The sequence below is a fragment of the Porphyrobacter sp. TH134 genome (assembly GCF_002855495.1).
In the GTDB taxonomy this organism is placed as follows: domain Bacteria; phylum Pseudomonadota; class Alphaproteobacteria; order Sphingomonadales; family Sphingomonadaceae; genus Erythrobacter.
In genome coordinates, this window is sequence record NZ_PKRO01000004.1 from 84,861 (window position 1) to 106,834 (window position 21,974).

Below are 21,974 nucleotides of genomic sequence, written 5' to 3' on the forward strand. Positions count from 1 at the left end.
TACCTCTCTGGAAATCCTGCTAGCACTGTGGGGCAAACCCCGCAACTCTATTGCGTTTCGCGCCGCCAAGAACGTAAGCCGCAGGGGTGATGAGCTATCGCACTGTGCTGATGATTGTCGTGTTGGTGCCAGCGCTGCTGCTGGGGGCTGCGGCGTTGAGCGGGATCACCGTTCCGGTGCCGCAGTGGGGGCGCGATTATGTGCTGCGCTTTATCCTTGTCGATGAGCAGGGACCGCTCGATCTGCCGCCGGTCGCCGGACCGAATGATCCATCCCGCCCGCTGGTGGTTATCGATGCCGGGCACGGCGGCCGCGATCCCGGCGCAATCGGGACGGATCCTGAGGGACGCAAGATCAATGAAAAGGACATCACCCTTGCCATCGCTCTCGCCCTGCGCGACGAATTGCTGCGCCAGGGCGGCATCAGGGTTGCGCTGACCCGCGCGGATGACCGCATTCTCGCGCTGCCACACCGGCCCGAAATTGCCCGGCAGCTGGAGGCCGATCTGTTCATTTCGATCCATGCCGATTCCGCTGGCGAACGCGGCGATGTCAGCGGGGCCAGCATCTACACCTTGTCAGACGAAGCATCGAGCGAGGCCGCGGCGCGGTTTGCCGCGCGCGAAAATGACGCCGACCGGCTGAACGGCATTACGATCGAAGGACAAAGCGCGGCTGTCAGCACGATCCTGGTCGAGCTGTCGCAGCAACGCACCCAGGAAGATGCGCTCGCCTTTGCTGGTCTGGTGGTGCGCGAAGGGGCAGGCAAGCTGGCGTTCGTTCCAAAGCCCCAGCGTGCCGCCGGGCTTGCCGTGTTGCGGGCCCCCGATGTGCCATCGGTTCTGTTTGAAAGCGGGTTTGTAACCAACCTCACCGATCGCGCGCGGCTGACCACCCCCGAGGGACGGGCACAATATGCCGATGTGCTGGCGCGCGCCATCCGCGTCTATTTTGCGCGGCGCAGCGATGCGGCGGCGGGCGGCGAATAAGGTGGGAAATCGGCTAGCCTTGGCCAATCCTCGCGTGCTAGTCGCGCCGGGCGCATGACTGAACCCGACGCCTCCTTTGATGCCGAGCCCGGCAGGCCCTCCACCTGGGCCTACCTGCGTTACCGCGCGCGCCGCGATCTGGGCGGCGCGCTGGCGTGGTTTCGCGCGCGATGGCAGCAAAGCCTGCTGTTCAGGCTGGTCGCCGGCGCCCTGGGCGTGTTCCTGGCGCTTTGGATCGCGGTGTTCGTATGGCTGGCAAGCGACCTGCCCGAGGCCGAGGCGCTGCTTACTTATGAAACGCCGCTGCCAACGGTGGTACGCGGGTATGATGGCGACATCGTCCACACCTATGCCCGCGAACGCCGCGTGCAGCTGCAATATGCTGATTTTCCCGATCAATTGATCGCTGCTTATCTGTCGGCAGAAGACAAGACGTTCTTCAGCCACGGCGGGGTCGATTTTCTGGGCACGGCCAATGCGGTGTTTGATTATGCCCGCAAAATGGGATCGGGCGAACGGGCTGTGGGCGGTTCGACCATTACCCAGCAGGTCGCGAAAAACCTGCTTTTGGGTGACGAATATTCCGTCAGCCGCAAGCTCAAGGAAATGATCCTCGCCGGCCGTATCGAAGGGGTGCTGACCAAGGAGGAAATCCTCGAACTCTATCTCAACGAAATTCCGCTGGGGCGGCGCAGTTTCGGGGTGCAGGCCGCATCGCGGGCCTATTTCGACAAGGACGTTGACGATCTGGCGCTGCACGAAATGGCGTTCCTGGCGATCCTGCCCAAAGCGCCCGAGCGGTATGGGCGGCAGGGCCAAGAGCAGGCGGCACTGGAACGACGCAATTTCGTGCTGAACCAGATGGAAGCCAATGGCTTCATCACCGGCTCGCAGCGCCGAGCGGCCGCTGCGCAGCCGCTCGGGCTTGTGACCCAGCGCACCGAGCGCAGCGTGGATGCCGGGTATTTCCTCGAAGAAGTCCGGCGCGATCTCATCAACCGGTTTGGCGAAACCGCCGAGGATGGGCCGAACTCGGTCTATGCTGGCGGGCTTTGGGTCCGCACCAGCCTCGATCCGCAAATGCAGCTGGCCGCGCGCGATGCGCTGCGCGAAGGCCTGCTGCGCTATCACGGCGGACGGGCCTGGGCTGGGCCGATTGCGACGATCGACGTTGGGGACGGCAATTGGGCAAGCCAGTTGCAGAGCTCGCCGTTGGGGATCAGTTATAAGGACTGGCGCGTGGGCGTTGTCACGAGCCGGAGCGGCGCATCGGCGCGGATCGGCTTTTCCGACGGCCGGGAAGCACCGCTGACCGGCTTGCCCAGCCAGCTCAAAGCAGGCGATGTGATCGCGGCCAGCCCGTCCGGCAATGGCTGGCAGGTACGCACTATCCCCGAAGCGCAAGGCGCGCTGGTGGTTGAAAGTGCGCAGACGGGGCGGATTTTGGCGATGCAGGGCGGGTTCGATCACCGCCTGTCGGATTTCAACCGGGCGACGCAGGCCAATCGGCAGCCGGGATCGACCATCAAACCCTTCGTTTATGCCGCCGGGCTCGACAGCGGCATGACCCCCTCAACCCAGGTCGATAACAACCGTTTCTGCTATTATCAGGGCGCAGGTCTGGGCGAAAAATGCATCCGCGGCTCGGGCAGCGGCGGGCAGTATCCGATGCGCTACGGGCTGGAACAGTCGCAGAATATCATGACCGTGCAGATCGGCATGACCGCGGGCATGGGCAATGTCGTCAAGGGGATCGAGAAGCTGGGGATCGGCAAGTTCCCGGCCTATCCATCGACCGCGCTGGGTGCGGGTGAGACGACGCTGGTCAAGATGGTGGCGGCCTACAGCGCGCTGGCCAACCATGGGCGGCTCAATCCGCCGACAGTGATCGACTATGTACAAGACCGGCGCGGCAAGGTGCTGTGGCGCGCGGACAACCGCGATTGCCGTGCCTGCAATATGCCCAAGTGGGATGGCAAGCCCATGCCGCGCTTCGGCGTCAGCGGCGCGCAGGCGATGGATGCGCGCACCGCGTTTCAGGTGATGCACATGCTGCGCGGCGCGGTCAGCCGCGGCACGGCGACCGTGCTCAATCCGCTGGGCCTGCCGCTGTTCGGCAAAACCGGCACCACCACCGGGCCCAAGGACGTGTGGTTTATTGGCGGCACGCAGCAATTGATTGCCGGCGCTTATGTGGGCTTTGACCAGCCGCGCAATATGGGCGGCTACGCCTTTGGCGGCACGATTGCCGCACCGATCATCAAGAGCCTGATCGAAAAGACGAAGACCAAGTGGTCCGACATTCCTGCCGTTGCGCCAGCTGGCGTGCGGATGGTGCGGGTTGACCGCCGTTCGGGCAAGCGCGTGTTCGATGGCTGGCCGGCCGACGATCCCAAATCGGCGGTCATCTGGGAAGCCTTCAAGCCCGATACCGAGCCAGAGCGCTACACGCGGCAGGACGCCATCGCCTCGAAACGCAACGAAATCCTCGCTCTGATCCGCGCGGGCCGGCAAAATGCCGAAAGTGCGGTGGTTGATTTGCCGGAAGAACCAGCCGCCGAGATTGCGGGCGAAGGCGGGATTGACTGACAGGCGCTGGAACCGCTGGCAGGGCTGGCGGGTTGGATGGACATGAACCGCAAAACCACCGCTTCGCTTGGCGCGCTGACCCTGTTGGGCATGGCCGCTTTGACTGTCACCAGTGCCTCGGCTGAATTGCCCAAGGGAGCCAAAGCGCCGAGCTTTGCGACGGCGGCGGCGCTTGCCGGTAAGGAGTTCGGCTTCAACCTCTCTGCCGCGCTCGCCAAAGGTCCGGTGGTTTTGTATTTCTATCCCAAGGCCTTCACCAGCGGATGCACGCTGGAAGCCAACGCCTTTGCTGCGGCCATGCCGGAATTCAAGAAGGCCGGGGCCAGCGTGATCGGCATGTCGAACGACGATATTGCCACGCTCAAACGGTTCAGCCGCGAAGAATGCCGCGATGCGTTCCCGGTCGGGGTGGCCAATCCCAAAATCATCGGAGCCTATGATGTGGCGATGGGCACGTCCGGTCTGACAACGCGAACGTCCTATGTCATTGCGCGCGATGGCCGGATTGTTGCCGTGCACTCCAACGCTGACTATCGCGGCCATGTCGACAAGACGCTCGCGGCCGTGCGCGCGCTCAAGAAGTAGGGCCGGCGGGGCAGCGGTCAGGCCGCTTTACAATCGCGCGCGCGGCGCTAAGCGGTGCCGACTTTTTGCGTATCACTGAAGGATAGACCATGCGGGCCGAGGGCCAGGCATATATCAACCGGATCGAAGCGGCGCTGGCGCTGGTGCGCCTCTCGCTCGACTGGGACCGCGCGCTGCGCCGCCTTGATGAACTGAATGCGCGGGTGCAGGACCCGAACCTGTGGGACAATCCCAAGCAGGCGCAGGCCATAAGCCGCGAGCAGAAATCGCTTGAGACGGCGGTGAACACGGTCAACGAAATCGCCGCCGAAATGGCCGACGCAATCGAATTCATCGAAATGGGCGAGGCCGAGGGCGAAGACAGCATCGTGGACGATGGTCTGCGCACGCTCGAACGCCTCGCTGACCGGGCTGATGCTGATAAGGTGCAGGCACTGCTGTCGGGCGAGGCTGACGGCAATGACACCTATCTCGAAATCCACGCCGGTGCGGGCGGAACCGAGAGCCAGGATTGGGCCGAAATGCTGTTCCGCATGTATGGCCGCTGGGCCGAACGGCGCGGCTTCAAGGTCGAGACGGTCGAATATCAGGCGGGCGAGCAGGCCGGGATCAAGTCAGCGACGCTGCATATCAAGGGTGAGGGCGCCTATGGCTATGCCAAGACCGAAAGCGGCGTCCACCGCCTCGTCCGCATCAGCCCCTATGACAGCAGCGCCCGGCGCCACACCAGTTTTTCAAGCGTGTGGGTCTATCCCGTTATCGACGACAGCTTTGAAATCGACATCAACCCGGCCGATCTGAAAATCGATACCTACCGCGCATCAGGCGCTGGCGGTCAGCACGTCAATACGACGGACTCCGCGGTGCGGATCACGCACCAGCCATCGGGCATTATCGTCGCCAGCCAGCAGGACCGCAGCCAGCACAAGAACCGCGAAATCGCGATGAATATGCTGAAAGCGCGGCTTTACGAGGCGGAGATGCGCGCGCGCGAAGAAGCGGCGAGCGCTGAACATTCCGCCAAGAGCGATATTGGTTGGGGTCACCAGATCCGGTCTTACGTGTTGCAGCCCTATCAGATGGTCAAGGATCTGCGGACAGGCGTGGTCTCGACCGCGCCCGATGCGGTGCTGGACGGAGCCATTGATCCCTTCATCTCGGCCGCCCTTGCGCAGCGGGTGACCGGCGAGAAGGTTGAAATCGAGGACACGGAGTAAGCGCGATGCGGGTTTGGCGTGCGCTTCTGGCCAGTGCAGCAGCGTGCGGCGCAGCGCTGCTTGGCGGGTGCGACGGACTGGCGCCGACGGGCGCCGACAGGCCTGAAAGTGCAACCGCCTTCCCCGCGCCTGACCGTCCGGTGGCCAGCGTGGTTTCGACCCAGTTCTCCACGGAAGACGACCGTGACGAGCGCAATGAAGCGCAGGTGGTCATGGACCTTGCCGATATTCGCCCCGGTATGACTGTCGCCGATATTGGTGCAGGCGAGGGCTATTACACCGTGCGCCTAGCGGAACGGGTGGGCGCCGATGGGCGCGTGCTGGCGCAGGATATCAGTCGCGAGGCGCTGGACCGGCTCGGCCGCCGGGTTGAACGCGAGCGGCTTGAAAACATCTCGATCAAGTTCGGTGATACCGACAATCCGCAGCTTCCGCCCGACAGTTTCGACCGGATTTTCATGGTGCACATGTACCACGAAGTGACTGAGCCTTATGCCTTCTTGTGGAATATGTGGCCAGCGCTCGGGTCAGGGGGCCAGATCATCGTGGTGGAAAGCGATAGCCCGGTGGGGCGTCACGGCCTGCCCCATACGGTGCTGTTCTGCGAGTTTGAGGCGGTGGGTTATGTGCTCGCCGAATACATCGAGCGACCCGACATCAAGGGCTATTTTGCGCGTTTCCAGCGCGGGCCTGCCCGCACTGCGCCCGATGCAATCAAGGTGTGCGACGCAGGCTAGCGCGCGTGCCGTCTCAATCGTTGCGGGCTGCGTATCTCGTGACTATGTGACCAACACAGAATGCGCGCCATGGGACGGCGCGAAAGGGAGTTTTCATTGTTCAAGGGATTGAGCCCGATCGTCTATGGCGGGCGCGAAGTCTGGCCGCTGGTGGAAGGTGGCAAGGGTGTGTCGGCGACCAACCATTCAAGCTCCGGCGCATGGGCGGCGGCCGGCGGGATTGGCACTGTCAGCGCGGTGAATGCCGACAGCTACGATGCCGATGGAAACCCGATCCCGCAGATCTACCACGGCCGTACCCGCGAAGAACGCCATCAGGAACTGATCCGTTACGCGATCGACGGCGCGACCACGCAGGTCAAGAAGGCCTACGAAATCGCGAACGGCAAGGGCGCGATCAACATCAACGTGCTGTGGGAAATGGGCGGGGCGCAAGCCGTGCTCGAAGGCGTGCTGGAAAACACCCGCGGCATGGTGACCGGCGTTACCTGCGGCGCGGGGATGCCTTACAAGCTGGCGGAAATCGCGGCGCGGTTCAACGTGTGCTATCTGCCCATCGTCAGCTCCGGCCGCGCCTTCCGCGCGCTGTGGAAGCGGTCCTATCACAAGGTTCCCGATCTGATGGCGGCGGTTGTCTATGAAGACCCGTGGCTGGCAGGCGGGCACAATGGCCTCTCCAACGCCGAAGACCCGACCAAGCCCGAAGACCCGTACCCGCGCGTGAAGACCTTGCGCGACATGATGCGCGCCGAGGGTGTGGCCGACACGGTGCCGATCGTGATGGCGGGCGGGGTGTGGTACCTGCGCGAATGGAACGACTGGATCGACAATCCCGAGCTTGGCACAATCGCCTTCCAGTTCGGCACGCGCCCGCTGGTCACACAAGAAAGCCCGATCCCGCAGATCTGGAAGGACCTGCTGCGCACCGTCGAGCCGGGCGATGTGCTGCTCCACAAGTTCTCGCCCACGGGCTTTTATTCGAGCGCGGTCAAAACCCCGTTCCTGTATGATCTGATGCACCGGTCGGAGCGCCAGATTCCGTTCTTCAAGCGCGGCGAGGAAGAAGGCACGGTCCAGCTTGGCGATGACGGCAAGGCGCGCAGTTTCTGGGTGCGGCCGGAGGACAAAACCAAGGCCGAAATGTGGATGCGCGCCGGGCATACCGAGCCGCTCAAGACCCCGGATGAATCGATCGTCTTTGTCACGCCGCAAGCGCGCGATACGATCCGCAAGGATCAACAGGACTGCATGGGCTGCTTGTCGCACTGCGCCTTTTCGAGCTGGAAAGACCACGACGACTACACCACGGGGCGTCTGGCCGATCCGCGCAGCTTCTGCATCCAGAAGACATTGCAGGACATCGCCCACGGCGATGATCCCGACAACAATCTGGCCTTCGCAGGCCACGCGGCCTACCGTTTCAAGACCGACCCGTTTTTCTCCAACGGCTACACGCCGAGCGTGGGCGAATTGGTCGAGCGGATTTTGACGGGGGATTGACGCTGCGGCGCGGGTGCGGCGGCGTTCAGCCCCGCACCAGCGCCGTCAGCACCTGATCGGGCGGGCGGTGGCCGTCTGCCCACATGCGGATATTGGCGATGACCTTGTGGCCCGAATCTTCGCGGCCTTCGGCGGTGGCGCTGCCGATATGGGGCAGGGTCATCACATTGGGGTGCGCAATCAGGCGCGCATCGACGTGGGGTTCGTCCGGGTATACATCGAGCCCGGCGCCGGCCAGATGCCCGGATTCCAGCGCGGCAATCAGCGCTTCCTGATCGATAAGTTCGCCGCGCGCGGTGTTGATGATGCTGCTGCCCGGCTTCATCAGCGCAATCCGGCGTGCATCGACAAGGTAACGGGTGTCGTCTGTCAGCGGGCAGTGCAGGGTGAGGATGTCGGCCTCGGCCATCAGGGCGTCGATATCGGCGACGTAGCGCGCGCCCAGCATTCGTTCGGCCGCTTCCGGCAATGGCTTGCGGCCCCAATAGGCGATCTCCAGCCCAAAGGCGCGCGCGCGGTGAGCGACCGCCTGACCGATCCGGCCCATCCCGACAATCCCCAGCACCTTGCCTGCCAGCTTGCGCCCAAGCAGGCCCGAGGGCGCCCAGCCGGTCCACTTGCCGCTGCGGATCAGGCCGGTGCCCTCGCGGATGCGGCGCGGCACGCCGATGATCCCGGCCATCGCAAGGTCGGCGGTATCGTCGGTGAACACGCCCGGCGTGTTGGTGACAATGATCCGCCGCGCTGCTGCGGCGGCAAGGTCAATATGTTCAGTACCAGCACCAAAGCTGGCGATCAGGCCAAGCCGTTCGCCCGCGCCCGCAATGAGATCGGCATCGATCCGGTCGGTGACGGTGGGCACCAGCACATCGCAATCCTGCATGGCCTGCGCCAACTGGTCGCGGGTGAGCGGCACATCGCTTTCGTTGAGGACCACATCAAACAATTCGCGCATTCGCGCCTCGACTGTGGGCATCAGATGACGGGTGACAATCACGCGCGGGGGACTGGCGAGCGGACGGGGAGGGCGCTGGGTCATGGGAGGTGGGCTAATGCCACAGGGGCTGCGCGGTCAAGGCGCGGATGCGCAACGCATCGCTTGAATCTGCATCGCACAAGGCGCTATCGCCAAATCATGCAGGGATTTCGTTTTTTATTGATGCTCGGCCTCGCGCTGATGCTGGCAGCCACGGCCGCGCTTGCACCGCTGCGGGCGCAGGACCGGACGCTGCCCTATTGGGCCAGCCTGCGGTATGACAAGGTCAACATGCGGGTCGGCCCCAGCGCGGAATACCCGGTGACATGGGTCTATCTGCGCAAGGGCCTGCCGGTCAAAGTGGTGCGCATCCGCGAAGGCTGGCGATTGGTCGAAGATCATGAAGGCACGCAGGGCTGGGTCGCGGCAAGCCAGCTTGATCCGGCACGCGGCGCATTGGTGACCGGCGCCGGATTGGCCGACATCATGGCCGGACCGAACGCCGCCTCAGGCGTGAAATGGCGCGCGCAGCCCGGCGTGGTGGCGGCCATCAAACCGTGCAAGTCTGGCTGGTGCGAGGTCGATATTGCCGGGCGCAAAGGCTGGATGAGCGCTGCGCGCCTGTGGGGTTCTGAACCGCTGCCGGGCGACGAATAACGCGCGCCGCCCGGCTGCTGCCGGATCAGATCAGTTCCACGGCAATCGCTGTGGCTTCACCGCCGCCAATGCACAGGCTGGCAACGCCGCGGGTCTTGCCCTGCTGTTTGAGCGCGTTGAGCAAAGTCACGATGATCCGCGTGCCCGATGCGCCGATGGGGTGGCCAAGCGCCGTACCGCCGCCATTGACGTTGATCTTGTCGTGCGGAATGCCGAGATCGCGCATCGCAAACATCGCGACGCAGGCGAAGGCTTCGTTCACCTCGAACAGGTCGACATCGTCGATGGTCCAGCCAGCCAGACCCAGCACCTTCTGGATCGCGGGAACCGGCGCGGTTGTGAACTGCGCAGGTGCCTGCGCGTGGGCAGCAGTGGCAACCACGCGGGCGAGCGGGGTCAGGCCCTTGGCTGCGGCCACGCTCGCGCGGGTCAGTACGACGGCTGCGGCGCCGTCAGAAATCGAGCTTGAGGTGGCCGCCGTGATCGTGCCGTCCTTGGCAAAGGCAGGCTTCAGCTGCGGGATCTTGTCCGGGCGGCCCTTGCCGGGCGCTTCGTCATGTTCGACCACGACATCGCCCGCGCGGGTCGAGACCGTCACCGGCACGACCTCGTCGGCAAAGGCACCGCTGGCGATGGCGCGATTGGCGCGGGCGAGCGATTCGATGGAATAGGCGTCCATATCCTCGCGGGTGAGCTGATAGGCGTTGGCGGTGTCCTGTGCGAAAGTGCCCATGGCGCGGCCCGGTTCGTAGGCGTCCTCCAGTCCGTCGAGGAACATGTGGTCATAGGCGGTATCATGGCCCAGCCGCGCGCCTGAACGGTGCTTCTTGAGCAGATAGGGCGCATTGGTCATGCTCTCCATGCCGCCGGCCACCACCACACTGGCAGTGCCGCTGGCCAGCGCTTCGGCGCCCATGATGACGGTCTGCATGCCGCTGCCGCACACTTTGTTGACGGTGGTCGCCTGCACCGAAAGCGGCAGCCCCGCCTTGATCGCCGCCTGACGCGCAGGCGCCTGGCCGAGGCCGGCGGGCAGCACGCAGCCGATATAGGCGCGGTCGATATCCTCGCCCGAAACACCCGCGCGCTCGACCGCGGCCTTCACCGCGATGGCGCCGAGATCGGTCGCGGCCACCTCGGCCAGCGCGCCCTGCATCGCGCCCATCGGGGTGCGGGCGTAGGAGAGAATGACGACGGGATCGGCGGGGGAGAGCTGGGTCATGGCAATGTCCTTGCGTGACAGGATGAATATCTGGCGCGCGATGTAATGCTGCGATGCGTCAAAGGCAATCACAGGCAGGGGTGGACATGGGCAAGGGCTGGTAGCCCGGTGAAGCGCCTTGCCACGGGAACGCCTTTGCGCAACAACGCGTCTCAAATAACAACGCATATGTCCGAACGGGAGAACGACATGGCCGATGACCGCCGCGAAGAACTCGAAAGCCTGCTGGCGCGCCAGCGCGCCGCCTTCACCGCCTCGCGCCCCGAGCCGCTGAGCCAGCGCAAGGACCGCATCAAGCGGGCCATCGCGCTGGTCAAGGATCATGGCGACGAATTTGCCAAGGCGATGAGTGCGGATTTCGGCAGCCGGTCGGTGCAGCAGTCGATGCTGACCGATATTGCCGCAACCGTGGGCGCGGGCAATCATGCGCTGAAGCATATCGACCAATGGGCCAAACCGGAAAAGCGCAAGGTCCAGTTTCCGCTCGGGCTGCTCGGCGCGCGGGCCGAGGTGCGTTATGAACCCAAGGGCGTGATCGGCATTTTGTCGCCGTGGAATTTCCCGGTGCAGCTCGCCTTCGGGCCGCTGATGCAAGTTCTCGCCGCCGGTAACCGCGCGATGATCAAGCCCAGCGAGTTCACCGAGCGCACCAGCGAGTTGATGGCGCAACTGACGGCGGAATATTTCGCGCCCGAAGAAGTGGCGGTTGTGACCGGCAGCCCCGAAGTGGCCGCCGCGTTCTCATCGCTGCCGTTCGATCACTTGGTCTTCACCGGATCGACCGCCACGGGGCGGCGCGTGATGCAGGCGGCGGCGGCCAATCTTGTGCCGGTGACGCTGGAGCTGGGCGGCAAATCACCCGTCATCATGGGCCGCAGCGCCGATTTTGCCAAAGCGGGCGAGCGGATCGCCATCGGCAAGATGCTCAATGCCGGGCAAATCTGCCTCGCGCCCGATTACCTTATGGTGCCCGAAGACAAGGCTGACGAAGCGGTCGCAGGGGTCACCAATGCGGCGTCCGCGATGTATCCGCGCCTGCTCGACAATGACGACTATGCCTCCATCGTCTCCGACCGTCATTTCGAGCGCTTGCAGGGGCTGGTCGCCGATGCCCGCGACAAGGGCGCAGAGGTGATCGAGGTCAACCCTGCGGGCGAGGATTTCGCCAATGCCAACCAGCGCAAGATGCCGCTGACGGTGCTCCGCGGCGTGACCGACGACATGACCGTGATGCAGGAGGAAATCTTCGGCCCGGTGCTGCCGGTCATGACCTACAAGGCGGTCGATCAGGCGGTGGATTACATCAACGAACATGACCGCCCGCTTGGCCTCTACTATTTCGGCGAGGACAAGGGCGAGCAGGAGCGTGTGCTGACCCGCACCATCTCGGGCGGGGTGACCACCAATGACGTGGTGTTCCATGTGTCGATGGAAGACCTGCCCTTCGGCGGGGTCGGCCCGTCGGGGATGGGGAGCTATCACGCGATCGAAGGCTTCCGCGAATTCAGCCATGCGCGCGCGGTTTATCACCAGCCCAAGATCGATATTGCCAAGCTGGGCGGGCTGAAGCCGCCCTATGGCAAGACCACCCAGCAGGCGACCGCGCGGATGATGAAATAGCGTGCGGGGGCACAAGCTCCCGCAACTTATGTTCGATTTCCTGCAACACACCTGAGGGCTTTTCCGCGAGTCGCAGGCTTGCGCGCTGCGTGCGACAGGCTTAGGGCGACGACGGGATTAATAGCTTGGACATCGCCGTGATCGACCTCAGTCAGTATCTGCCGATACTGTTATTCGTGTTCGTTGCTTTCGGAATTTCGATCCTCTTCGTGGTCGCACCGATGGCGGTGTCGCGCCTTACCGGCACGCATAATCCCGATGCTGAAAAGCTGTCTGAATATGAATGCGGCTTTCCTGCCTTCGAGGACGCGCGCAGCCAGTTCGATGTGCGCTTCTACCTTGTGGCCATCAGCTTCATCGTGTTCGATCTTGAAGCTGCATTTTTGTTTCCCTGGGCCGTCAGCCTTGATGTGACAGGCTGGACCGGGTGGGCCGGGATGATGGTGTTCCTGTTCATCCTTGCAGTCGGCCTCGCTTATGAATGGAAGAAAGGGGCGTTGGACTGGGAATGAATACCATCGTTACTCCTCCCCAGGGTTCTTTGGCCCAAGGATTGCCCGATATTTCTGCGCTGACCACCGCTGCTGGCGGCGAAGTGCGCACCCCTGATGCGAGCTATTTCACGGCGCTTCAGACCGAGGTGAATGACAAGGGCTTCCTCGTCACCTCGACTGAGGACCTGTTCCAGTGGGCGCGCACTGGCAGCTTGTGGTGGATGACCTTCGGCCTTGCCTGCTGCGCGGTCGAGATGATCCACGTGAACATGCCGCGCTACGATATGGAGCGTTTCGGCGCCGCGCCGCGCGCCTCTCCGCGCCAGTCGGACGTGATGATTGTGGCGGGCACCTTGTGCAACAAGATGGCCCCAGCGCTGCGCAAGGTCTACGACCAGATGTCGGACCCGAAATACGTCATCTCGATGGGCAGCTGCGCCAATGGCGGCGGCTATTATCACTACAGCTACTCGGTGGTGCGCGGCTGTGACCGGATCGTGCCGGTCGACATCTACGTCCCGGGCTGCCCGCCGACGGCCGAGGCGCTTCTTTATGGCGTCATGCAATTGCAGCGGAAAATCCGCCGCGTCGGCACGATCGAGAGGTAAGGGCGCATGGCCGTTCTGCATTCCGCACCGCGCTTCGCCTCGAACGAAGGCGTGATCGACGCCATCAGCGAAACCATTTCGGTCTGGCTGATCGAGGCGCACGAGGCGCATGGCGAGGTGATTTTCCGGATCCAGCGCGATGCGGTGGAAAAGGTGCTGCGCATCCTGCGCGATGACCACGCTTACCAGCAACTCATGGAAATCGCCGGGGCTGACTATCCGAGCCGGCATGAGCGGTTCGAGGTCGTCTACATGCTCCAGAGCCTGACCAAGAACCACCGCGTAATGGTCAAATGCTCCGCTTCCGAGGACACCCCGGTGCCCACCGTTACCACCCTTTGGCCCAATGCTGGGTGGTTGGAACGCGAAGTATTCGACATGTACGGTGTGACATTCGCCGGGAATGCGGATTTGCGCCGTATCCTCACCGATTACGGTTTTGAAGGCCACCCGTTCCGCAAGGACTTCCCCCTGACCGGCTACACCGAATTGCGCTATTCCGAAGAGGAAAAGCGCGTGGTGTACGAGCCTGTGGAGCTGGCGCAGGAAATGCGCAGCTTTGACTTCCTCTCCCCCTGGGAGGGCGCGGATTACGAGCTGCCCGGCGATGAAAAGTCGCGCGGTGCGCCCACCGTGAACGCCGTCAAGACCACCGAAAGTGCCAGCCAGACCGGCGCGGGCGTCGCTGCCAACGCCTATGCCGCCAAGGCCACCACATCCGCGCAGAAGGCCAGCGACGCGCCTGCCCCGGGCGCGCCCAATGCTACCTCGAAGGAGGGCGGTGCATGAGCATGCAACGCGAAGAATCGCTCACCACCACGGGCGAGGTTATTTCCAACTACACGATCAACTTCGGCCCCCAGCACCCCGCCGCGCACGGTGTGTTGCGGATGGTGATGGAGCTTGACGGCGAAGTGATCGAGCGGATCGACCCGCATGTCGGCCTGCTCCACCGCGGCACCGAAAAGCTGATCGAGCACAAGACCTATCTTCAAGCGCTGCCTTACTTTGATCGCCTCGACTACTGCTCGCCGCTGGCGATGGAGCACAGCTACGTCCTCGCCATCGAAAAGCTGCTGAACCTCGAAGTGCCGATCCGGGCACAATATCTGCGCGTTTTGTTCGCGGAATTGACCCGCATCTGCAACCACATGCTCAACATGGGCGCGCACATCCTCGATGTCGGCGCGTTCACGCCGAACCTGTGGATCATGGACCTGCGCGAAGATTGCCTCAACTTCTTCGAGCGCGCGAGCGGCGCGCGGATGCACAGCGCCTATTTCCGTCCCGGCGGCGTCCATCAGGATGTGCCGGAAAAGCTGCTGGTGGATATCGGCGACTGGCTAGACAACCGCTTCTTCCAGCTGTTTGAAGACGCGATGAGCCTCGTGATCGACAACCGCATCTTCAAGCAGCGCAATGTCGATATCGCCGTGGTCAGCCGCGAGGATGCGATTGCCTGGGGTTTTTCGGGTCCGATGATCCGCGCGGCAGGCATTCCGTGGGATCTGCGCAAGAGCCAGCCCTACGACGTCTATGACCGCATGGAGTTCGACATCCCCGTCGGCACCAATTCGGACTGCTACGACCGCTTCATGGTGCGCGTGAAGGAAGTCTACGAAAGCGCCAAGATCATCCGGCAGTGTTTGCGCGATATGCCGCAGGGGCCGATTGCCTCGACTGACGGCAAGGTCTCGCCCCCCAAGCGCGGCGAAATGAAGCAGTCGATGGAAAGCCTGATCCACCACTTCAAGCTCTACACCGAGGGCTTCCACGTGCCTGCGGGCGAAGTTTATGTGGCGACCGAAAGCCCCAAGGGCGAATTCGGCGTCTATCTCGTCAGCGACGGCACCAACAAGCCCTACCGCTGCAAGATCCGCCCCACCGCGTTCTCGCACCTTCAGGCGATGGACTTCATGTCCAAGGGCCACATGCTCCCTGACGCGACCGCCATTCTGGGCGCGATCGACGTGGTGTTCGGGGAGTGTGACCGGTGAGCAATCTCGACACCGCCCGGGCCATGATCGACGCCTACAATGCGCAGGACGTCGATGCCTATGTCGCCTTCATGACCGACGACGCTTGCGAAGCGAATTATCGCGGCGATGTGGTGCGGGAAGGCAAGGAAGGCACCCGCTCCGGCCTCGCCGCTGCGTTCGCGCGTTGGCCGCAGAACCAGGCTGAAATCGTGGAGGCGCAGGCCATCGGCAATTACGTGCTGATGCGCGAACACGTGACGCGCGGTCCCGCGACCGATGGTTCGCCGCTGGTCGAGCCCTTCGATGTGATCGCTGTCTATTCCTTCGAGGGCGACAAGTGCTCTCGCGTGGAGTTCATCCGCTAATGGCTGACCGTACCCCCGCTCCCGATACCCCCGAACTGCGCGCCCGCTGGGGCGGCTTCGCGTGGACGCCGGAGAACAAGACAACCGCCGACTGGCACATCGCCAAGTATCCTGAAGGCCGCCAGCGCTCGGCGGTGATGCCGCTGCTCGATCTTGCCCAGAGGCAGGTCGGCGCTGAGACTGATACGCAGGGCTGGCTCCCGCTGCCGGTGATCGAATATGTCGCCAAGTACCTGGGCATGCCGGTGATCCGCGTGCTTGAGGTGGCCAGCTTCTATTTCATGTATAATCTGAAGCCCGTGGGCAAATTCCACGTGCAGGTGTGCGGCACCACGCCCTGCATGCTGCGCGGCTCGGACGACATCATGGCCGCCTGCAAGAAGCGCGGGATGGTGAAGGGCGGGGTTTCGGCCGATGGGCTGTGGACCCTCACCGAAGTCGAATGCATGGGCAATTGCGCCACCGCGCCGATGGTCCAGATCAACGACGACAATTACGAAGACCTGACGCCGGAGCGCTTGGGCGCGGTGCTCGATGCGTTAGAGCGCGGCGAAACGCCCAAGGCGGGCACGCAGGAGCCGGGCCGTCATACCTCCGAGCCAGCGGGCGGGCCGACCACCTTGAAGGATATGGTCAGCGCCAATCACGATTATCGGGGCGAATGGTAACGTGACCGCTGCCGCCTCCTTCCTCGGCGCGTTGCTGTTGGCGTTCATCGCCTACAAGCTGCTGATGGGCGTGATCCGCGTCGGCGTGATCCTGCTCATCATCGCCGTGCTGGCAGGGCTGTGGCAGTCGGGAGCAATGGGATGAACCCGGTAACGCTCGCCTTCGCCATCCTCGGCCTCAGCGGCTTTGCGCTTGGCGCGGTGCTGAGCGCGATCGGGCCTTACGAAATGGGCGTGATCCTGATGGGTCTGGGTCTGGTGTTTCAGGTAATTTCGCTGGTGCGTATCAAGCGCGCCAAGAACAAGGGAATGCAGTGATGCTCGCGGATAAGGACCGCATCTTCACCAACGTCTATGGCTTTCAGGACTGGGGCCTGAAAGCGGCACAGGCGCGCGGCGATTGGGATGATACCAAGGCGATTCTGGCCCGCGGGCAGGATGCGATCATCGACGAAATGAAAGCGTCGGGTCTGCGCGGCCGGGGCGGGGCGGGTTTTCCGACGGGGCTCAAGTGGTCCTTCATGCCCAAGGAATCGCGCGATGGCCGTCCGAGCTTCCTCGTTATCAACGCTGACGAGAGCGAGCCCGGCTCCTGCAAGGACCGCGAAATCCTGCGCCACGATCCGCACAAGCTGATCGAAGGTGCGCTGGTCGCCGGCTTCGCGATGCGCGCCCGGGCGGCCTATATCTACATCCGCGGCGAATATATCCGCGAGGCCGAAGTGCTGCAGGCCGCGATCCACCAGGCTTACGAAGCCGGATTCATCGGCAAGAACGCCTGCGGTTCAGGCTACGATTTCGACGTCTTCATGCACCGCGGTGCGGGCGCTTACATCTGCGGCGAAGAGACCGCGATGATCGAGAGCCTCGAGGGCAAGAAGGGCCAGCCGCGCCTCAAGCCCCCGTTCCCGGCGGGCGCGGGCCTCTATGGCTGCCCGACCACGGTCAACAATGTCGAAAGCATCGCGGTTGCCCCCACGATCCTGCGGCGCGGCGCGACGTGGTTCTCCTCCTTCGGGCGTGAGAACAACAAGGGCACGAAGCTGTTCCAGATTAGCGGCCACGTGGAGAAGCCCTGCGTCGTCGAAGAAGCGATGAGCATCAGCTTTGAAGAGCTGATCGAAAAGCACTGCGGCGGCATTCGCGGCGGGTGGGACAATCTGCTGGCGGTGATTCCCGGCGGTTCCTCGGTGCCGCTGGTGCCGGCAGCGCAGATCCGCAATGCGCCGATGGACTTCGACGGGCTGAAGGAACTGGGCTCGGGCCTCGGCACCGCGGCGGTCATCGTCATGGACAAGTCGACCGACATCGTCCGCGCGATCAGCCGCCTCTCCTATTTCTACAAGCACGAAAGCTGCGGCCAGTGCACCCCCTGCCGCGAAGGCACGGGCTGGATGTGGCGCATGATGGAGCGCCTGCGCACCGGCGATGCGGCGATCGAGGAAATCGACATGCTGCAGGAAGTTACCAAGCAAGTCGAAGGCCACACCATCTGCGCCTTGGGCGATGCCGCCGCGTGGCCGATCCAGGGGCTGATCCGCCATTTCCGCCCCGAGCTTGAGCGGCGGATCAACGAGCATAACGCGCAATTCCAAGAGGCAGCCGAGTAATGCCTAAAGTCACCGTAGACGGTCAGGAAATCGAGGTCCCGGCGGGCGCGACTGTGCTTCAGGCGTGCGAGCTGGCGGGCAAGGAAATCCCGCGCTTCTGCTATCACGAGCGCCTCTCCATCGCTGGCAATTGCCGCATGTGCCTCGTCGAGGTGAAGCCCGGGCCGCCCAAGCCGCAGGCCTCCTGCGCGCTGCCCGCTGCCGAAGGGCAGGAAATCCGCACCGACAGCCCGATGGTCAAGAAGGCCCGCGAGGGGGTGATGGAGTTCCTGCTCATCAACCACCCGCTCGATTGCCCGATCTGCGATCAGGGCGGCGAGTGCGATTTGCAGGATCAGGCGGTCGCCTATGGCCGCGGCGGCTCGCGCTATCACGAGAACAAGCGCGCGGTGACCGAGAAGTACATGGGCCCGCTGATCAAGACGATCATGACCCGCTGCATCCACTGCACCCGCTGCGTGCGCTTCTCGGAAGAGATCGCGGGCGTGGACGAGATCGGCGCGCTCTATCGCGGCGAGGATATGCAGATCACCACCTACCTCGAACAGGCGGCGGCGCATGAATTGAGCGCCAATGTCATTGACCTGTGCCCGGTCGGCGCGCTGACCTCGCGGCCCTATGCCTTCGAGGCGCGGCCGTGGGAGCTTAAGAAGACGCTCAGCATCGATGTCTCGGACGCGGTGGGGGCCAACATCACGCTCCACTCCAAGGGCCGCGAAGTCATGCGCGCGCTGCCGCGCGTCAACGACGACGTCAACGAGGAGTGGCTGTCGGACAAGGGCCGTTATCAGGTCGACGGCCTGACCAAGCGCCGCCTCGACCGCGTTTGGGTGCGCCGTGAGGGCAAGCTCCAGCCTGCCGAGTGGACCGAGGCTTTCGGGATGATCGCCTCTGCGCTGGAAGGCGACAAATCGAGCATTGCGGCGGTCGCGGGCGATTTGCTCGATGCCGAGACGATGTTTGCCGCCAAGGCCCTCGTCAATGCCTGCGGCTCGCGGCTCACCGAGGCGCGCCAGACCGGCATGACATATGACGTGTCGAACCTCGCGGCGGTGAACTTCAACAGCACCTTCGCCGGTATCGAGACGGCTGATGCAATCCTGATCGTCGGCAGCAATGTCCGCTGGGAGGCGGCGCTGCTCAACGTCCGTCTGCGCAAGGCGGTCAAGGCGGGGGCCAAGGTCTACATCATCGGCCCCGAATGGGATCCAACCTATCCCGCGACCTTCCTCGGCTCCGACCTCAAGCTGCTCAACCGCATCCCCAAGGAATTGGGTGATGTCATGAAGTCGGCCCAGCGCCCGGCGGTGATCGTCGGCGCGGCGGCGCTCGCCAAGGGCGCGCTGCCGGCGGCGCTCAAGCTGGTCGACAAGTTCGGCCTCGTGAAGGACGATTGGAACGGCTTCAACGTGCTGCACATCTCCGCGGCGCGCATGGCCTCGCTGATGCTGGGCTTCACGCTGCCGGGCGGGATGGGCGACATTGCGGCGGCTGCGCCCAAGGTGCTGCTCAGCCTCGGTGCTGACGAGATGGACTACGCGCCCTACGCGGGGAGCCTCAAGGTCTATATCGGCCACCACGGCGATAAGGGCGCGCATCACGCTGACATCATCCTGCCCGGCGCATCCTATGCCGAGAAAGACGGGACTTACGTCAACGCCGAGGGCCGGGTGCAGTTCGCCGAGAAGGCCGTGTTCGCCCCCGGTGACGCGCGCGAGGACTGGACGATTTTGCGTGCGCTCGCCGATGCACTGGGCGTCACCGTCGGCTTCGACAGCTTCAGCGAGCTTCAGGCGAAGATGATCGCCGCCGTCCCTGCGCTGGGCGAAGAAGGCCTCGCCGATTACGGCGCGCTGCCCAAGGCCGACAGCGGCGCCAAGTTCGAGGGCGAGCTTGCGGGCTACCCAGTCAAGGATTTCTACCTCACAAACCCCATCGCCCGCGCGAGTGAGGTGATGCAGCGCTGCTCGGACGAACTGCTCCACGGGGCGGATGTGAAGGAGGCTGCGGAATGACCGCCTTCTTCCAATCCCTTGGCCTTTCCTACGACTGGGCCTGGACCGCCGCGACCTTGACCGGGATCATCGTGATCTCGCTGCTCGTCATGTTCTCTGTCGCCATGGTGATCTACGTCGACCGCAAGGTGCTGGGCGCGATCATGATGCGTCGGGGCCCCAATGTGGTCGGGCCCTTCGGGCTGCTGCAATCCTTCGCGGATGGCCTCAAGGTCTTCCTGCAAGAAACGATCATCCCGTCAGCGGCGAACAAAGGCATTTTCCTGCTCGCGCCGATCATTACCTTCACCGTCGCGCTGGCGGCGTGGGCGGTGATTCCGTTCTGGGACGGCGGGGTTCTGGCCGACATCAACGTGGGCCTGCTCTACATCCTCGCGATCTCCTCGATGGGGGTTTACGGCGTGGTGATGAGCGGGTGGGCGTCGAACTCCAAATACCCGTTCTTCTCGGCGATGCGCGCGTCCGCGCAGATGATTTCCTACGAGGTCTCGATCGGCTTCGTGCTGGTCTGCGTGGTGCTGTTTGCGGGAACCTTCAACCTCTCGGGCATCGTGAACGCGCAACAGGGCTTCGGGCTGGGGCTGATCAACGCCTATGCAGTGCATCCCCTGCTGTTCCCGATGTGGGTGGTGTTCTTCATCTCGGCCCTCGCGGAGACCGCGCGCGCGCCCTTCGACCTCACCGAGGCCGAGAGCGAGCTCGTCGCGGGCTACCAGACCGAATATTCCTCGATGAGCTTCGCGCTGTTCTGGCTCGGCGAGTATGCCAACATTCTGCTAATGTGCTCGCTGAACACGCTGCTGTTCTGGGGCGGGTGGCTGCCGCCGCTCGATATTCCTGTGCTCTACGCGGTGCCGGGGATCATCTGGTTCCTGCTCAAGACCTTCGTGTTCTTCTTCATGTTCAGCTGGATCTGGGCGACCGTGCCGCGCTACCGCTATGACCAGCTGATGCGCCTCGGGTGGAAGGTGTTTCTGCCGATGAGCCTGTTCTTTGTCGCAGCGACGAGCGGCTACCTGATGGCGACGGGGCATTTCGGATGATCGAAGTGCTTGCCCTTCTCTTTCAGCCGACATTGGAACCATTGCCACCGCAGAGCGCGAGCGGCTTTGTCGCGTCGGTTCGCTACGACTGCGCGGTAGTCGATGAAACTGGGCGACAAATGGCGCTCAAGCTTCTCAAATCCGGTCAAATGACGATGATAGGCGAGTATGGAGAACGGCAAAGGAAAGGGACTGATTTGCCGTTTATAGAGCCGGAGTATCGGGTTCTTGAAGGAAGCGATCCAAGGTTCGCTTCGATGATTCAATTTGCGCCGCCGCGCCGTCGGATAGGATGGCACGAGTTTGTTCGTTCGACAGATGGTAGTGGCGAATTTTCAGGCATGTTTGAATTGCTTCGGCATGAGCTGAGCACCGGAATCGATCCGGTGACCGGACAGTTAAGTGGATCGGCGATCATTATGTACATGCCTCGGCCTAGCGCCCCGGAGCAGACCGAAACCCTAGGCGGAGTGTGTGTCGCGACGAGACTTGAGGATCAATTGAAATGACCACCGTCTCCCACCTCATCAAATCGTTCACTCTCTGGGAATTCCTCAAGGCGCATGCCTTGACGCTGAAGTATTTCTTTAAGCCCAAGGTGACGATCAACTACCCCTTTGAAAAGGCCCCGCTCTCGCCCCGCTTCCGCGGCGAGCATGCGCTGCGGCGCTATCCGAACGGGGAGGAACGCTGCATCGCGTGCAAGCTGTGCGAGGCCGTGTGCCCCGCGCAGGCGATCACCATCGAGAGCGAACCGCGGGAGGACGGCAGCCGCCGCACCACCCGTTACGACATCGACATGACCAAGTGCATCTTCTGCGGCTTTTGCCAGGAAGCCTGCCCGGTTGATGCCATCGTCGAGGGGCCGAACTTCGAATACGCCACCGAAACCCGCGAAGAGCTGCTGTATGACAAGGCCAAGCTGCTTTCGAATGGTGACAAGTGGGAACGGGCCATCGCGGCCAACCTTGAAGCCGACGCCCCCTATCGCTAGGGCGCGCCGGACAAAGGAAACGGGGTCAGATTTTTCGTTGTTCCGGCGCTGAGGGATCAAGGCGGCGGAACAGCACTTGGACTAGGGATCAATTGCCGCTTTCTGG

Annotated in this window: 23 protein-coding genes; 21 read left to right on the forward strand and 2 right to left on the reverse strand. The window is 63.3% G+C overall.

Going from position 1 to position 21,974, the window contains the following annotated elements; translation table 11 throughout:
* Positions 1-89 precede the first annotated feature (89 nt).
* The 6 genes from C0V72_RS03220 (at position 90) to C0V72_RS03245 (ending at position 7,617) form a co-directional block, all read left to right on the forward strand.
* Positions 90-989: an N-acetylmuramoyl-L-alanine amidase family protein gene (locus C0V72_RS03220; protein ID WP_101791777.1), complete on the forward strand. Its 900-nt coding sequence runs from the start codon at positions 90-92 to the stop codon at positions 987-989.
* A 54-nt stretch (positions 990-1,043) separates the two neighbouring features.
* Positions 1,044-3,578, forward strand: a complete 2,535-nt coding sequence (locus tag C0V72_RS03225) for a penicillin-binding protein 1A (protein ID WP_172438890.1) — start codon at positions 1,044-1,046, stop codon at positions 3,576-3,578.
* A 42-nt stretch (positions 3,579-3,620) separates the two neighbouring features.
* Positions 3,621-4,163 (forward strand): peroxiredoxin, encoded by a 543-nt coding sequence (locus C0V72_RS03230; protein ID WP_101791841.1) that lies wholly within the window; start codon positions 3,621-3,623, stop codon positions 4,161-4,163.
* 89 nt (positions 4,164-4,252) lie between these two features.
* Positions 4,253-5,380, forward strand: a complete 1,128-nt coding sequence (prfB, locus tag C0V72_RS03235; RefSeq protein ID WP_101791778.1) for a peptide chain release factor 2 — start codon at positions 4,253-4,255, stop codon at positions 5,378-5,380.
* A gap of 5 nt (positions 5,381-5,385) precedes the next feature.
* Positions 5,386-6,117 carry a class I SAM-dependent methyltransferase gene (locus C0V72_RS03240; RefSeq protein ID WP_101791779.1) on the forward strand — a complete coding sequence of 244 codons (732 nt, stop codon included), beginning with the start codon at positions 5,386-5,388 and terminating at the stop codon, positions 6,115-6,117.
* 69 nt (positions 6,118-6,186) lie between these two features.
* Complete coding sequence (locus tag C0V72_RS03245; protein ID WP_101791780.1) at positions 6,187-7,617, forward strand: NAD(P)H-dependent flavin oxidoreductase; 1,431 nt, start codon at positions 6,187-6,189, stop codon at positions 7,615-7,617.
* Between the two features lie 25 nt (positions 7,618-7,642).
* On the opposite strand, the gene C0V72_RS03250 is transcribed toward C0V72_RS03245, so the two are convergent.
* Positions 7,643-8,656 carry a 2-hydroxyacid dehydrogenase gene (locus tag C0V72_RS03250; RefSeq protein ID WP_101791781.1) on the reverse strand — a complete coding sequence of 338 codons (1,014 nt, stop codon included), beginning with the start codon at positions 8,654-8,656 and terminating at the stop codon, positions 7,643-7,645.
* Between the two features lie 96 nt (positions 8,657-8,752).
* Here C0V72_RS03250 and C0V72_RS03255 point away from each other — a divergent pair, with 96 nt between their 5' ends.
* Positions 8,753-9,250 (forward strand): SH3 domain-containing protein, encoded by a 498-nt coding sequence (locus tag C0V72_RS03255; protein ID WP_101791782.1) that lies wholly within the window; start codon positions 8,753-8,755, stop codon positions 9,248-9,250.
* Between the two features lie 25 nt (positions 9,251-9,275).
* Here the strand turns inward: C0V72_RS03255 and C0V72_RS03260 are convergent, their stop codons facing one another.
* Positions 9,276-10,472, reverse strand: a complete 1,197-nt coding sequence (locus C0V72_RS03260; RefSeq protein WP_101791842.1) for a thiolase family protein — start codon at positions 10,470-10,472, stop codon at positions 9,276-9,278.
* 168 nt (positions 10,473-10,640) lie between these two features.
* Between C0V72_RS03260 and C0V72_RS03265 the strand changes: the two genes are divergently transcribed.
* The 14 genes from C0V72_RS03265 (at position 10,641) to nuoI (ending at position 21,868) form a co-directional block, all read left to right on the forward strand.
* Entirely contained in the window at positions 10,641-12,092 is a 1,452-nt protein-coding gene (locus C0V72_RS03265) for a coniferyl aldehyde dehydrogenase (RefSeq protein WP_101791783.1), read from the forward strand.
* A 137-nt stretch (positions 12,093-12,229) separates the two neighbouring features.
* On the forward strand, positions 12,230-12,604 hold the full coding sequence (gene ndhC / locus C0V72_RS03270; protein ID WP_101791843.1) for an NADH-quinone oxidoreductase subunit A: 375 nt from the start codon (positions 12,230-12,232) through the stop codon (positions 12,602-12,604).
* Entirely contained in the window at positions 12,601-13,194 is a 594-nt protein-coding gene (locus C0V72_RS03275) for a NuoB/complex I 20 kDa subunit family protein (RefSeq protein WP_233999753.1), read from the forward strand. The genes ndhC and C0V72_RS03275 overlap by 4 nt, the downstream gene beginning before the upstream one ends.
* A gap of 6 nt (positions 13,195-13,200) precedes the next feature.
* Entirely contained in the window at positions 13,201-13,983 is a 783-nt protein-coding gene (locus C0V72_RS03280; protein ID WP_101791785.1) for an NADH-quinone oxidoreductase subunit C, read from the forward strand.
* Positions 13,980-15,191 carry an NADH-quinone oxidoreductase subunit D gene (locus tag C0V72_RS03285; RefSeq protein ID WP_101791786.1) on the forward strand — a complete coding sequence of 404 codons (1,212 nt, stop codon included), beginning with the start codon at positions 13,980-13,982 and terminating at the stop codon, positions 15,189-15,191. Before C0V72_RS03280 ends, C0V72_RS03285 begins: the two co-directional genes overlap by 4 nt.
* Positions 15,188-15,538, forward strand: a complete 351-nt coding sequence (locus C0V72_RS03290) for a nuclear transport factor 2 family protein (protein ID WP_101791787.1) — start codon at positions 15,188-15,190, stop codon at positions 15,536-15,538. The genes C0V72_RS03285 and C0V72_RS03290 overlap by 4 nt, the downstream gene beginning before the upstream one ends.
* Positions 15,538-16,206 (forward strand): NADH-quinone oxidoreductase subunit NuoE, encoded by a 669-nt coding sequence (nuoE, locus tag C0V72_RS03295; protein WP_101791788.1) that lies wholly within the window; start codon positions 15,538-15,540, stop codon positions 16,204-16,206. Before C0V72_RS03290 ends, nuoE begins: the two co-directional genes overlap by 1 nt.
* 1 nt (position 16,207) lies before the next feature.
* Positions 16,208-16,351: a hypothetical protein gene (locus C0V72_RS16320; protein ID WP_172438891.1), complete on the forward strand. Its 144-nt coding sequence runs from the start codon at positions 16,208-16,210 to the stop codon at positions 16,349-16,351.
* Entirely contained in the window at positions 16,348-16,524 is a 177-nt protein-coding gene (locus tag C0V72_RS16325) for a hypothetical protein (RefSeq protein WP_172438892.1), read from the forward strand. The genes C0V72_RS16320 and C0V72_RS16325 overlap by 4 nt, the downstream gene beginning before the upstream one ends.
* Positions 16,524-17,816: an NADH-quinone oxidoreductase subunit NuoF gene (gene nuoF / locus C0V72_RS03300; RefSeq protein ID WP_101791789.1), complete on the forward strand. Its 1,293-nt coding sequence runs from the start codon at positions 16,524-16,526 to the stop codon at positions 17,814-17,816. Before C0V72_RS16325 ends, nuoF begins: the two co-directional genes overlap by 1 nt.
* Positions 17,816-19,831: an NADH-quinone oxidoreductase subunit NuoG gene (gene nuoG / locus C0V72_RS03305; RefSeq protein WP_101791790.1), complete on the forward strand. Its 2,016-nt coding sequence runs from the start codon at positions 17,816-17,818 to the stop codon at positions 19,829-19,831. Before nuoF ends, nuoG begins: the two co-directional genes overlap by 1 nt.
* Positions 19,828-20,874, forward strand: a complete 1,047-nt coding sequence (gene nuoH, locus C0V72_RS03310; protein ID WP_101791791.1) for an NADH-quinone oxidoreductase subunit NuoH — start codon at positions 19,828-19,830, stop codon at positions 20,872-20,874. The genes nuoG and nuoH overlap by 4 nt, the downstream gene beginning before the upstream one ends.
* Positions 20,871-21,383 (forward strand): hypothetical protein, encoded by a 513-nt coding sequence (locus C0V72_RS03315; protein WP_101791792.1) that lies wholly within the window; start codon positions 20,871-20,873, stop codon positions 21,381-21,383. The genes nuoH and C0V72_RS03315 overlap by 4 nt, the downstream gene beginning before the upstream one ends.
* The gene (gene nuoI / locus C0V72_RS03320) at positions 21,380-21,868 is read left to right on the forward strand and encodes an NADH-quinone oxidoreductase subunit NuoI (RefSeq protein ID WP_101791793.1); all 489 of its coding nucleotides are present in this window, start codon (positions 21,380-21,382) and stop codon (positions 21,866-21,868) included. Before C0V72_RS03315 ends, nuoI begins: the two co-directional genes overlap by 4 nt.
* Positions 21,869-21,974: the final 106 nt, after the last annotated feature.

Excerpts from the sequence above, each read along its gene's own strand:
- C0V72_RS03220 (WP_101791777.1), top strand. The coding sequence starts at position 90 with ATGAGCTATCGCACTGTGCTGATGATTGTCGTGTTGGTGCCAGCGCTG.
- C0V72_RS03225 (WP_172438890.1), top strand. The coding sequence starts at position 1,044 with ATGACTGAACCCGACGCCTCCTTTGATGCCGAGCCCGGCAGGCCCTCC.
- C0V72_RS03230 (WP_101791841.1), top strand. The coding sequence starts at position 3,621 with ATGAACCGCAAAACCACCGCTTCGCTTGGCGCGCTGACCCTGTTGGGC.
- prfB (WP_101791778.1), top strand. The coding sequence starts at position 4,253 with ATGCGGGCCGAGGGCCAGGCATATATCAACCGGATCGAAGCGGCGCTG.
- C0V72_RS03240 (WP_101791779.1), top strand. The coding sequence starts at position 5,386 with ATGCGGGTTTGGCGTGCGCTTCTGGCCAGTGCAGCAGCGTGCGGCGCA.
- C0V72_RS03245 (WP_101791780.1), top strand. The coding sequence starts at position 6,187 with ATGGGACGGCGCGAAAGGGAGTTTTCATTGTTCAAGGGATTGAGCCCG.
- C0V72_RS03250 (WP_101791781.1), bottom strand. The coding sequence starts at position 8,656 with ATGACCCAGCGCCCTCCCCGTCCGCTCGCCAGTCCCCCGCGCGTGATT.
- C0V72_RS03255 (WP_101791782.1), top strand. The coding sequence starts at position 8,753 with ATGCAGGGATTTCGTTTTTTATTGATGCTCGGCCTCGCGCTGATGCTG.
- C0V72_RS03260 (WP_101791842.1), bottom strand. The coding sequence starts at position 10,472 with ATGACCCAGCTCTCCCCCGCCGATCCCGTCGTCATTCTCTCCTACGCC.
- C0V72_RS03265 (WP_101791783.1), top strand. The coding sequence starts at position 10,641 with ATGTCCGAACGGGAGAACGACATGGCCGATGACCGCCGCGAAGAACTC.
- C0V72_RS03275 (WP_233999753.1), top strand. The coding sequence starts at position 12,601 with ATGAATACCATCGTTACTCCTCCCCAGGGTTCTTTGGCCCAAGGATTG.
- C0V72_RS03280 (WP_101791785.1), top strand. The coding sequence starts at position 13,201 with ATGGCCGTTCTGCATTCCGCACCGCGCTTCGCCTCGAACGAAGGCGTG.
- C0V72_RS03285 (WP_101791786.1), top strand. The coding sequence starts at position 13,980 with ATGAGCATGCAACGCGAAGAATCGCTCACCACCACGGGCGAGGTTATT.
- nuoE (WP_101791788.1), top strand. The coding sequence starts at position 15,538 with ATGGCTGACCGTACCCCCGCTCCCGATACCCCCGAACTGCGCGCCCGC.
- C0V72_RS16325 (WP_172438892.1), top strand. The coding sequence starts at position 16,348 with ATGAACCCGGTAACGCTCGCCTTCGCCATCCTCGGCCTCAGCGGCTTT.
- nuoF (WP_101791789.1), top strand. The coding sequence starts at position 16,524 with ATGCTCGCGGATAAGGACCGCATCTTCACCAACGTCTATGGCTTTCAG.
- nuoG (WP_101791790.1), top strand. The coding sequence starts at position 17,816 with ATGCCTAAAGTCACCGTAGACGGTCAGGAAATCGAGGTCCCGGCGGGC.
- nuoH (WP_101791791.1), top strand. The coding sequence starts at position 19,828 with ATGACCGCCTTCTTCCAATCCCTTGGCCTTTCCTACGACTGGGCCTGG.
- C0V72_RS03315 (WP_101791792.1), top strand. The coding sequence starts at position 20,871 with ATGATCGAAGTGCTTGCCCTTCTCTTTCAGCCGACATTGGAACCATTG.
- nuoI (WP_101791793.1), top strand. The coding sequence starts at position 21,380 with ATGACCACCGTCTCCCACCTCATCAAATCGTTCACTCTCTGGGAATTC.